Annotated in this window: 1 protein-coding gene (only partly in view); it reads left to right on the plus strand. The window is 77.0% G+C overall.

Annotation, left to right across the window (positions count from 1 at the left end; translation table 11 throughout):
• The first annotated feature begins 48 nt into the window (after positions 1-48).
• Positions 49-13,236, plus strand: the 5' end (the start) of a protein-coding gene (locus ACH4K1_RS22915) for a lonely Cys domain-containing protein (protein ID WP_398091138.1). Its footprint extends 18,222 nt past the window's final position; only the first 13,188 of its 31,410 coding nucleotides appear in the window; the start codon lies at positions 49-51; the stop codon falls past the right edge of the window.

Genomic DNA, 13,236 nt, shown 5'->3' on the forward strand with positions numbered 1-13,236 from the left:
AAGTCCGGCGGCCCCGCGGGCGGGCCGGGCGTCAAGAGCCCTCCGCCGGTGAACGCCGACCTCTTCACCCCCGGCCCCGCCGCCTCCTTCCCCGAAACCGTCTCGGCCGACCTGTCGAACGGTCCGGGCAGCGGGACCGGCGTCCTGCCGCCTCCCCCCTTCACGCCGCCGCCGACCGCGTCGTCCCCGACCGGTGGGAGCCCCCTGCCCAAGGCGGGCTCCGACGCGCCGACCGGCCCCGCCGGGAAGACGGGCGGCACGGGCGGCGTCAACGGCCCGAACGGACTCACCGGCCCGAACGGCGTGGTCGGTACGAACGGCCTTCCCGGAACGAACGGCCTCCTCGGCACGGGCGGGACGCCCGGCACGAGCGGTTCGCCCCTGCCCCACCTGCCGCCGCCCACGTCGTCGCTGCCCTCGTCCTCGACGTCCACGCCCTCCACACTGCCGTCCTCGTCCCTGCCCGACACCACGCCGATGACGCCCCCGCCGACCTCGGGGCGCACGCCCGGGACCGGTACGAGCACCGACCCCACCGCGTACGACCTGGCGCCCGACGCCGGACCCGACCCGGCTCTTGACCCTGCGGTCGACCCGGCGCCGGACCTCCTGCCGGGTACCACCCCGAACGGCTCGGGATCGGCGAACGACCTTCCCGACAGCCTCACTGGGCCGAAGGGTTCGTCCACCGCGCCGGGCCCGGGCACGGCCGGCGGTTCGAACGGCACAGGCACCGCGGACCTCCCCGACGACGCCTCGGCGGAGGGGAACGGCGACGGCGTACGGGACCACCGGCAGGACGGGGCCGACCAGGACGGAACCGGCCAGGACGTGGCCGGGCGGGGGGCCGGCGGCCGGAGCACCGGCGGGCAGACGGACCCCGACGCCACCGCCCACCAGCAGACCGGCGGCGTCCCGGCCCCGGCCGGCGCGGACACGGACGCCGTCGCCCCTCCGACCCCCGTCGCCACCTCTGCCGGGCCGAACGCCCCGGCGCCCGCAGCCGGGAACCAGGGCACGCAGCAGGGCACGCAGCAGGGCGGCTCCGGGACGGGGAGCCCGTCGCAGCAGCCCTCCCAGAACGGGCAGGGCGGGCGCGGCGACACGAACGACCTGCCGGGCGAGCAGGAGACGGACCAGCCGGACCAGCCGGGCCAGACGGACCCGACGGACCCGGAGCGTCGGCAGGACCCGGCGGACGGGACGGCGGCTCCGGCCGCTCCGCAGCCGCGTGCCACCGGCACGGGCGACACCGCCCCCGCACCGGGGACGGCCCGGAACGCGACCGGTCCCGAGACCGCTCCGGCCCCGCCGGAGACGGTGCGCACCTCCTCGGGCCTGCCGACCGCTGACCTCACCGCCGACCTCACCGCCGACCTCGGAGCCGAGTCCGGTACGGACGTCCCGGCGGGCCCGGCGCCCGAGGCCGCCGTTCCGGTGGCCGATCCGGTGCGGCCCGAGCAGTGGCGGGCGGGGCGGCACGACGCGCCCGCCACGGCCGTACGGACCGACCCGCCCCTCGACCCCGGCCGCGCCCCGGAGGACACGGCTGCACCCCGTGCCCCGGAGACCCCCGTACGGGCCTGGGTCCAGCGCGTCCAGGCCGACGACGGCCGCTGGCTGAGCAACGTCTCCCTCCACCTCCCGGTCCGGGCCGGGGAGGGGTTCCCCCCGGCCGAGCTGGACGCCCTGCAGGAGCGGATGCGCACGCTCCTGGACACCCACCTGAACCACGGCCTCGTGCTCCCGGCCTCGGGCGACCAGGTGCACCTCGACCTCACGCTCACGGCCGCGCCCGACCACCCCGAGGCCGTCGAGCTGAGCCGTACCGCACGCCCGGACGGGTCCGACCACCTCAACTGGCGGCTCCACACCGCCGATCCGGCCGCCTCCCCGGAGGAAGCGGCGGAGCGGCGGGTCCGCGACGACGCGGCGGTGCTCCAGTACGTGCTGGGCTACGCGGGCGTACCGGACCGGGGCCCGGCGGCCGAGGCGCTGCTGCGCCGACTGGTACGGCAGGACGGCGCGGAGGCGCGGACGCCCGGCCCCGCCGTTCCTCCGCGCTTCCTGGAGGCGGTCGAGGCCGTCGTCACCAGCGCCGCCGCCGTCGACCACCCGCTCACCGCCCGGGGCACCCGCCCCCCGAGCGGCATCGACGACCCGGCGCACACTCTGCGGACGCCCGCTCCCGGCGCCGCCGACCCCGAGTCCCCGGTCGCGGCGGCCGTCCCCTTGCGCACCACGTCCGGCGCACCGGCGGAGACCACCGGACCGGCCGAGGCCACCGCACCCGTCACCTCCACGCCCACGCCCACGCCCATGTCCGTGGACATGGACGCGGACGCGGACGGCCGCCCGGCCCCCGGGCAGGGCCCCGAGGCGGCCCCGCCCGCCGCCGTTCCCGCCACCGCCACCGCCGACGGCCCGGGCGCCGGGGCGGGCCCCGCCCCGGGAGCGGGCAAGGGCAAGGGCCGGAGCGGCGAGCCGGAGAGCGCGGCCGCCGACGCTCCGGTCCTGCTGGACTTCCCCGCCCCCACGGCGGCGTCCGACGACGCCGTCGAGGCGGCCCGCCGGGAGTACGAGGACGCCCTCGCCGCCTTCGGCCGGGCCGCCCGCACCGCCGGGGCGCTCGGCGAGCGGGTGGCCGAGGGCCGGGGCGGCAGCGGCGACACCGCGCGGCTGTACGGCGCGTGGCAGGACGTGGACCGGGCGCAGCGGCGGCTCGACGCGGCCCTGGACCGGCTGCGCGACCTCGGCGCGGACGCCGCCCTCGACGCCGCGGTGGCGGCGATCGTGCCGCGGGTCCACCGTACGGACGCCCAACGGCGGTCCACGGCCGAGCTGGTCACCGCCGAGGACCTGCCCGGCGACCCGCCGCGCCCGGCGCCCGACGACCTGATCACCGGGGACGAGTTGGCCGCCGCCGGGGTCACCCCCGGCCAGGGCCCCGCCCTCCAGGCAGCCCTCAACGGCTCCGTGCGCTTCGCGGACAGCGGGATCACCGACCCCGTCCAGCAGGTGCGCCTGCTGATGAACCGGCCCGGCCCCTGGACCGAGGCGCTCGACGGCATCGCCGCCCGCGCCTCCCGCCGTACCTGGCACGCCGCCTACGAGGAGTTCGCGCTCGCCACGCACCGGGCCGCCGGAGCCCCGGCCGGCGCCGACCCCGCCGAGGCGTGGCGGCGGGCGGTCTCGCTGGTGCTGCCGTTGGAGCTGCACCCCGTGCTCGCCGACTCCCGCCACGCGCGCGGCGACTACCTCGACGCCGTGCGGCAGGTGGCCCGACACCTCGCCGAGCACGGCGCGCAGGCGGTGTCGGGTACGGAGCTGGCCGGCCGGATACGACGTGAACTGGGGCTCCCGACCAGGCTGTTGGGCGGAGCGCCCACGACGGCGCAGCCGCACGCGCAGGCCGTCGCCGAACTGGAGCGGCTGACGCTGCTGGAGGAGCCCGGCGGGGCGCTGGACCTGGACGCCCTGACCCGGCGCGTGCTGCACCTGCCCGCCGGCACCGACGTCTCGCCCGAGCTGAGGTCCGGACTCCTCGCCACGGTGGAGAACGCGATGGCCGCCGGCTGGTCGACGAGCCTCGCCTCGCTCGGCGCCTACCACCTGGCGGCCGGGGGCGCACTGGACCACGGGCGCCACATCCTGACGGGCGACGGGGCCTACCAGGGCCTGAACCTCACCGGCCGCCCCGTGGGGCCGGTGGACACCTCCCAGGTGTGGCAGCGGCGCAACGGTCAGTTCCAGGGGCCGCTGGAGCCACTGTGGGACGCCGACTCGGGGGCGTACGTGGTGGTGGCCGAGGGCGGGCACGACCACGTCATGCTCCCTTGGGGGGGCGGTGAACTCCGCGTGCTCTGGCAGGAGTTCGCGGAGCTGGTGGCCCGTGACCCCGGGATCGCCGGACTTCCGGCGGGTGCCCCCGTCGTGCTGGTGCTCGCCCACGGCGGCGACCAGGGCCTGGTGCTGCCCCGCACCCTGGCGTTCCGGGCGGGCCGCGACGGCGTCTGGGCGCACAGCGGCCGGGTCGGCCTGGTCGCCGACCCCGCCTCCGGCACCGAACGGATCGTCGTGGAGAACCGGAGGTCCGAAGGGCTGCCCCTGGGCGGCTGGTTCGGCAGCGACGCCGCCGACCTGGGCCCCGGCGGGGCCGCCGGCGAAGGCTTCGTGACCGCCCTGGACGGCACCATCCTCCCCGACGCCTCCATCAAGACGCGGACCATCGGCGACGACGGCCGGTCCTTCGGCCGCGTCACGATGTCCGACCCCGACCTGGTCACCAACGAGCCCATGTTCGAAGCCATGGCCGAGATCACCGAGTTCGCCCAGTTCGACCCGGTGTCGGAAGGGACGATCGGGGAACCGGCCGCGCTGCTGGAGAACGGGCGGCCGGTCTACCACTTCGCGCAGCACGGCATGCCGCTGCGCGGGGTGATGGAGGTGACGGACGGCCGCCCGCCGGTCCAGGTCGGCGGGGAGGAGACGGGCCGGTACATCCGGCGCCGTCCGAGCATGAGGAAGCTCGGCCCGAACGCCGTCATCGACCTCGGGTCGTGCTGGGCCGACGCGTCGGCGGAGGACCTGCCCTACCTGACGGACGCGGCAGAACCCCCGTACGTGTTCGACGTCCTCGGGGTGACCTCGTACGCGCAGGGAGTGGCGAACGGCAGCGGCGCCGCCGTCATGGCCGTGGACCGCGTCCACGTGCTCATGCGCGCCGAGACCCCGAAGGCGGGTGTGCTGGCGAGCCCGTCCGGCGAACAGGGCGCGCGCCGCCTGCTGCTCCCCGAGCCGGGCCCGGCCGAACTGGCCTCCCTGGCGCGGACGGCGGGGCTGCACACCGGGGAGGCCCCGGTCCCCGCCGACGTCCTCGCCACGACGCTGCGGCTGGTGAAGGCCCTACGGCGGTCGTTCGGCGCCGACGTGGCCTCGGACGCGCAGTTCCGGACCCTGCTCGAAGGCATCGGCGCCCTGGAGAACATGCGCCGGGCCGATCCGCATCTGCGGGTGGCGGGCCCGTTCACCCTGCACCACCTGCACCTGGCCGTCCACGCGCGCCACCGGCGCATCAGCAACGACCCGCCGTCGGAGGGAGACATCCGGCGGGTCCTGCTCGACGCCGCCACGAAGAAGGACGAGGCCGCCGCCGGGCGGCTGACGCTGCACCAGTACACGCCCCTGCCGTCGCTGGACTGGGCGCTGAAGCGCCTGGCCGGGCGGGAGCTGGCCGCGCTCGCCGCCGACGTGCTGCGGCTGCCGGACGCGGGCGCGGTGACGCGCACGGACGTGAGCCGGCTGGTGTGGGGCGCGGTCCGGGGCGCCGAGGCCCTGCGGACGACGACCGACCCCGTGGCCCTGGCGAAGAAGGCGCTCCACCTGCACCCGTCCGCCGAACCGACGCCGGAAGAGGCGGGCGACCGCCTGCTGTGGCTCATGGCCGGCGCGGCGGTCTCCGGGTTCGACCCCGCCGACCCCGCGGACCTCGCCGCCTGGGACCTCGTACGGCACGGCGCCCTCGACGACAGCACCCGGCTGACCGCCCGGGGCGTGCCGACCGGCCGCAACTGGACCCGTCGGCCCGTCGCCGGCGACATCGAGACCGGGGGCTACCTCCTCTCGCCGGACGGCGGCCCCGACGGCGCCGCCCCGCACCCCGCGCCGTGGCCCGGCGCCCCCGCCGGATCGGCCGCCAACGCGTACGTGGTCCACGCCGACAGCACCAACGGCCACCTCTCCATGCCCTGGACCGACGGCTCCATCCGCTGGGTGCAGGGCAGCGAGATCGCCGCCCTGCTCCGCCACGACCGGGTCCACCAGCAGATCGCCCTGCACGCCCCGCTCCTGATGGTCGGCGCCCACACCAACCCCGGAGGGCTCGCCCAGCACGTCGCCGGGCGTGCGGGGACGGCCCGGACGACGCTGCTGTCCGAGCTGCCCGGCGCCCTGGCGCCCCACCCGGCCGGCGGACGGAACGTGATCGTCCTGACGGGGGGCACGACCCCGGGGGCGGACCACTGGCAGACCCGGCGGCCCGCCGCCCTGCCCGGCGCCTCCGCCCAGCAGGGCTCCCTCCACACGTTCACCGGACGGGCGCTCGGGAGCTCGTCCGCGGCGGGGTCCGCCGCCGCGCCCGGCGCACTCTCGCCGTACCTGCGCGACCACGGCCGACGCCACGACGGCCACATCGGCCTCGTCATCCACGAGCCGACCCCCGCCACCGTCCTGGAGGGACTGCACCGGCGGATCGTCACCGCCCTGGGGGCCGACCCGGACAGCACGGACGGCCGAGGGCTGCTGACCCGGCTCCAGGACGTGCTGAGCGCCGAGGAGGTCGAGCTGAACCGGCCGTACCTGCGCAGCAGCCAGGGGCACCGGATCACGCTCCGGCACGCGGGCCGCGACCGGACGGTGGACGTACGCCTCTCCTACACCGACCCGGTGCGGTCCGTGAAGTACGGCGGGGACACCGGCCAGCGTCCGCCGACCCTCCCGGACATAGGGGTCGAGGCCAGAACGGGCGGCGGCCAGTCGTCCTCGCACGCGGAGAGCGCGGGGAACATCCGCACCGGCTCGGTGCCGTGGAGCGGGATCTTCCCGGACGACAGCGCCGGAGCGCTGCGCTGGTGGGACAGCACCGTCAACGTCTCCGCGACCCACAACCAGCTCACCCAGTCCGTCACCGTGGGCGAGACCTTCCTCGTCACCAGCAAACAGCAGGCCGAGGAGCCCGCCCACCCGATGGACGTGGACGGGCGGTGGCAGATCCGGCTGGACGCCCCCCGCGACGGCGATGCCGACAACTGGCTGCCCGAGCGGTCGCACGGCGCCCTCACGATCTGGTTCCACGAACACCTCGCCTTCGACGGCGACGACCCCGCCGGGCTGCCGGAGCCCGGCGACGTCGACGACCTGCCGCTGTGGGGCGGCGACAGCGTCGCCGAACCGCGCCGCCTGCTGACCGAACTGCTCCGCGACGACGCCTTCGACGCCCTGCGGAGCCTCGACGGCGACTCGGAAGAGGCGCTGGAGAACTTCCTCTCGCAGCGGATGCTCCGGGGCACCCCGCACCTCCAGCGCGACGGCGGGGTGTTCTCGCCGACCCTCCTGGACGAGGACGGCAACGCGGTCGGCGTCCTCGAACTGACCGCGGTCATCGAGCCGGGACGGCCGATGCGCCGGAGCGCCGAGGGCAAGTCCACCCTGGAGACGTGGTTCTCGCACGCCTCCAGCGTGGACAAGTCGGCGAAGCTGACCAGCGGCGTGGGGGTCGAGGGCGCGGGCGGCCCGTCGTTCACCACCGACCACGCCCCGGGCCACCCCGCGGCGGGCTCGTCCTTCGGCGGCAACCTGATGGGCAAGGCCGCCGTCAACTGGCAGCTGAACGAACAGCTGAGCAACGTCAGCAGCGCCACGCTCATGCACGGCCTCCGCACCAAGAGCAGCCACCTGCTGACCAGCGGCCGGGTCACCTACACCGTGACGCTGCACCGGGCCGGCGGCGGCCGGGTCAGCAGCACGTTCGGCCCGTGGGAGGACGGCCTGCGGCTGCGGATCGCCCAGCGGACCACCATGGCGGGCCACCGCCCGACCCCCGCAGAGCTGCGCGAACTCCCCGAGCACCTGGAGAACCTGGAGAGCATCGGGTACACCGAGACGCCCCTCAAGGTGGACGGAGCGGACCCGCTGTTCACGGCGGCCGAGGCGTGGCTGCGCCGGGAGGGGTTCCTGCCGCCCGCCCGGCCCCGGCGCAGGGAGCCGGCGTTCCGGCTGGACGAACCGCTCGTCGTGGCCCAGTTGGAGAACCTGCGACGGCTGCGGCAGATGCGTTCGACCTTCGGCCTCGCCTCCTCGGCGCCCGACGCCGTGGACGGCGGGGAGTCGGTCTGGTTCGAGCGGCCGAACGCGGTCTCCGGCACCCGCCGGGTCCAACTGGTCTTCACCGCCGCGCGCGACACCGCCCGGCCCGCCGTCCACAGCCGCCGGCTGCCCGACGTGCTGCACGTCGGCTCCAGCTCGTACGAGTCCGGCGGCGCCCGTCAGCGGGGCACGGCGCTCAGCGGCGCCCTCGGTGGTGGCGGCGGCCTCAACGCCCCGCTCTCCGAGGGTTCGTGGGGGCTGAACACCGCCCCGGACTACCTCGGCACCCGGCAGCTCACCGACGCCTCCTCCAGCGCCGGACAGGTCGGCTACGACCAGTTCATGATGACCACCCGCAACGGCGGCGAGCTGTTCGAGGTGCCCGCCAGGCTCGGCCTCGACCTGTACGAGGGCACCGGTGACGACCCGCTCGTCCGGTTCGCCGACGTCGACGCCGAGGGGAACCCCGTGCGGGCCGAGGAGGCGGAGGCCGACGACGACGTGGAGATGCAGCTCCAGGCGGCCTCCGCGCACACCGTGCCGGGAAGCGTCCGGCTGCTGGTGCCGCACTACCGCACCCGCGCCCCCGCCCCGGCCCCGGCCCCGGCGCCCGCCCCCCGCCCGGGACATGTGATCCGGCAGCCGGTCACCGACGGCGGACCGGCGGACGACCAGCGGCGCCTCGCCCTCGTCGACGACCGCGGCCGCCCGCTGCCCGGCCTGACCCGGCTGCCGGAAGGCGCGCTCGTCGACACCTTCCGGGGCACCACCGCGCTGATGGAGGCCCTGCGGCAGATCGTGGCCGGCACCTACCCGGGCAGCCCGGGCAGGGGCCGTGTCGGGCGTGCGGTCCAGCGCGCCTCCGCGACGCTGTCCGGGCTGGCGACGGAGACCGCCCGGCGGGGCTCCGCGGTGAAGGAGGCGCTCCCGGCGAGCCTGTCCGGCGCCGTCAACCGGGCCGGCTCGGCCGTCAACTGGGCCGCCACGCCGGTGATCTGGGCGGCCAGGACATCCACGGACGGCGTGGCATCGACCTACAAGTGGACCTCCGTCGCCGTGGCGGGCGCCTCGTTGAACGACCGGGGCACCATGGCGGCCGAGGCCCGGCAGGACGCGATCAGGCCCGGCCAGCTCATCTCCCGGGCCCAGCAGATCCTGGGCGGCGCCTACGTGGTGGAGGGGCTGACGCTGCCCGGCATGGCGGCCGACCAGGTCATGATGCTGGAGATCACCGGCTACCTCTCCAACCCCCGCCCCCTGGGCTCCGAATCGCTCTACTCGGAGCAGGACGTCCTGAGCGGGGACACCGCCGGACGGCAGCGCGGCGTCGGCGTCACCCATCAGGGCAACCTCCAGGTCACGGCCTTGCAGGCGGCCCCGACCCCGCCCGATCTGCTGGTCCACCAGGCCAACCCGGGCGGCCGCTACTCCCAGTCCCGCCGCACCGACGCCACCGGCACCGTGGGCTCCGCCACGAAGATCACCCATGCCACGGAGTACAGCGGCGACACCCTGTGGATCGGCAACGACCTGACGCTGCTGATGACCGTCAGGTGGGGGGTGCGCAACGTCGCGGGGAACACCCTCGGCCTGGGCGCCTACGCCCCGGTCACGGTCGCCGTCGATCTGCCGCGCGCCGTCACGTACCTGGCGCCCGCCCAGGCCGTGGCCCAACTGGCGGCCTGGTTCGCGGGAATGCCGGGCATCCCCGCCCTGACGCCGAACCCGCTCGACGTGCCGCTGCCCGACCGGTACGCCCGGAGCCGCCAGTTGGGCAAGGCGATCGTCATGTCGGTGACCCAGCTCGACGGCACGGCCGACCGCCGCGAGCGCCGCGACCGGATGCGCCAGGAACTGACCGCCCTGGTGGAGAACGAGGCCCCGGGCGTCGTCCGCCCCGCCCACGCCTCCTACCTCCCCGGCGTGGCGACCGAGATCGCCCGGGTCACCGAGCCGGCCGCCCTGCGCGCACTGCCCGGCCGGGGGCCGGGCGGCCAGGTGCGCTTCCACTTCCTCCACGTCGCCTTCGGAGGAGCGCGCCTGGTCGAAGTGGCCCTGACCGCCGAACCGGTGCTCCAGACACCCGCCCTGCGCGGCCTGCGCGGGCGCAGGGCGGGCGCGGGCACCGGCCTGGAACAGGTCGACACCCACACCCCGCAGTCCAGGGCGACCACATCCGGAACCACCACCACCCGCCAGGCGACCGCCAACCTGGTCTCCCGCTACCCCCGCCCCGGCGCCACCGGGTGGACCGACCGCGAGGGGCCGTCCCTGGCGGTGGCCGAGACCCGGGCCCGCACGGCCCGCTCCGAGGTCGCGACGGAGGACCGCTTCTGGACGCGGTCGGGCAGCGTCGCCGACTTCACCGTCGACTACCGCTACACCGCCACCGTCCGCTCCCAGGCCGTGTGGCAGTGGCCCGCCAACATCCCCGGCGCCCTCTTCCAGGCCGGACTGCTCAACCTGTCCGGCCTGGACGGGGACGTGGCGCAGCGCACCCGCGCCTGGATCGGGCGCCTGCTGCGCGGCCGCCCGGTCGGCCGGGTCTCCGTACCGGCGGCGACCGCCCTGCGGTTCGTCGCCTCCGAGGCCGACCGGCCGCGGCGGCACGAGGGGCCCCGCCCGCCCGCGCTGCTCGGCGGCGACCCGCTGCTGCTCACGCCGGCCGACGCCGCGGCCCAGGGGACCACGCCCTTCCCGCAGGGCGTCCGCCTGGAGACCACCGGCCCGACGCCGGTGTACGACTACAACGCCGCCCCGCAGCTGACGCAGGCGCTGCACGACGTGGACCCGCGCATGGCCGCCTCGTGGGGGCTGCCCGCCAACGCCTCGGCGGAGGCCCTCGCCGCCCGGCTCGCCGAACTGGTCCAGGCCGGCGAGATCACCCTCGACCCCTCCCGCACGGCGGCGGGCCTCACCGACAGGATGCCCGGCAGCTGGCCGGTCGAGAGCCCCGGCACCGCCCCGTCCCTGCGGATATCCCTGCACAACCCGCGACCGGTCACGGAGGCGGGCGACGTCGCCATCGACCGGGTCCGCCGGCAGAACCGCACCTCGGCGACGACCTCGTCCGCAGCCGGCTCCTTCGTCCTCAACCAACAGGGCTCCTACAGCCTGGCCGACGGCAACAGCCACGTGCTCGGGGTGACCTTCCCGCTGGCGGCGCAGCAGCCCCACGCCCTCTCCTCGGGCGGCAACGCCTCCGCCTTCTCCTTCAACCGGCTGCGGACCGGGGCGACCAGCGATCCGGCCGACCGGCGCATCCCCCGCACCTACGAGACCCTGGTCGACACCGTCATCGAGGTCAGCGGCCCCGGCGGCGTCCGGTACGTCACCGGCAGCTCCACCACCCGGCTGTGGGAACGCGACGTCCTCGGCTTCGGCGTCACCCCGGCGCGCCCGGGCCCCCGCGTCTACGACCTGCCCGCCATCCTCGCCGACCAGGGCGCGGACGACCTGCGCGACTGGGCCCGGCACCCCGCCACCGACCTGCCGGACGTGCTGGCGGACGCCATCGACGCGGAGGACGCGTCGGCGGAGCTGTGGCTCGCGCTCGGACCCGACCCGGACGGCGCCCGGCTGGCCCGCGCCCTCTTCGTCGGCTCCCTCACGGCCGCCCGCGCCGGGAAACCGGTCGAACTGGTCGTCCGTACCGGCCGGGGGCTGCGGATCTGGCCCTTCGCCGCCGACGGCTCGCTCACCGACACCACCGCGGCCACCGACGACGCCTGGCGGAACGTGGCCGACGCCATCGGCGTCCACCTCGACGCCGTACGGGCCGAGGCGGCGGCCCGGTACCGCGAGGGGCGGCTGACCCGGCGGCAGCCGGGCGCGCTCGCCGCGCTGGACACCGCCCACCGGGCCCTGGACACCGCCGCCACCGCGCACCGGGACGCCGACCGGGCCCACACGGACGCCCGCCGCGCCGCCGCGACCGTCCGGACGGAACTCACCGCGCTGCGGGGCCGGATCGCCGAGGCGCGGGCGGAGATCGCACGGCTCGACACCGTCGCCCGCGAGGCACAGGCCCGGTACGACGACACCGCCGACGAGGAGCGCCGCCTCCACGCCCGGTGGCAGGAGGCGCGGGCCGAGGTGGCACGGCTGGAGGAGCTCGCCGCCGCCGCGCCGGAGACCGGCCCGGACGCGCCGAAGGCCGATACGACCGCCGCCTCGGACGCCTCGGACGCCTCGGACACCGATCCGGAGGACCCGGCAGGACAGACGGCCCTGGACGCCGCGGTCGAGCGCGCCGACGCGCTCCGGGACCGGGGCCGCGCCCTGCACCAGCGGCGTCAGGACGACCTCGACGCGGCGGACACCGCCCGCGAGACGGCGGGGGAGCTGCGGACCGGCCTGGAAGGGGCCCTCGGACGGGAGACCACGCTCGCCGGGAACCTCCGCCGCGCCGAGGAGGTCGTGGCCGGGGCGGCCCGCGTCCTGCGGCAGGCGGACGCCGCTCTGCGCCGGGCGACCGGGGCGCGCGACGCGATCCAGGACCAGGTCGACGGCATCGAGATCGAACTGGCCGAAACGCGCGAGGAGTTGGACGAGCAGGCCCGCCGTCACAGTCAGGCGTGGGAGGAGTTGCCCGCCCTCGCCGACGCCCTGGACACCGGCCGCCGCGCCGAGGGGCTCGGCGACGGCCCGTCCCTGCGCGGCACCGTCTCCTCCGCGCCCGCCCGTCCCACCCGCGCCGGCCGGCTGCGCGGACAGCCCCTGCCCGCGCCGCCGCCCGAGACGCCGACCCCGGCCCCGGCCGTCCCCCCGGCTCCGGCCGTCACCCCGGCTCCGGCCGTCACCCCGGCCCCGGCCGTCACCCCGGCCCCCGCCGTCACCCCGACCCCGACGACCACCCCGGCGTCCGCGCCGCGCCCCGACCTGCCCCCGGCCGAACGCACCGCACTGGCCGCCGGACTCGCCGCGATGACCGAGGACGAGCGCACCTCCCGGCTGCTGCCGCTGTCGTCCGCCGACCGGGTGGCGCTGGCCGCCGACCGGGCGCTGACCGCGCGGCTGCGCCGGACCCTGCCCGCCGAGGAGTTCGCACGCACCGCCGCCCTCCTGACGGTCGACGTGCCGCCCGGCGTGGACCTCCCCGTCTCCGCGGGCATCGAGGCGCGGGCGCAGGTGGCCCGGATGCTGCGCTCGCCCGCCGTGGCCGAGCGCATGCTGAACGAGGGCGCGCGGATGATCGTGGTCCCCAAGGACGCCGCGGCCACCTCCCTCGACGCGTTCGGCGCCCTGCGCGGCGAGACGGACGAGAACGCGCGCCCCTTCGCCACCCTGCGCGGCGTCGAGACCGGCGGGCTGGCCGCGGTCGGCGAGGAGAACCTGCTGGGCGGCGCCACCGCCGTACCCGGCTCGGGGCTG

It is taken from the genome of Streptomyces sp. NPDC017448, from assembly GCF_044330565.1.
Classification (GTDB): domain Bacteria; phylum Actinomycetota; class Actinomycetes; order Streptomycetales; family Streptomycetaceae; genus Streptomyces.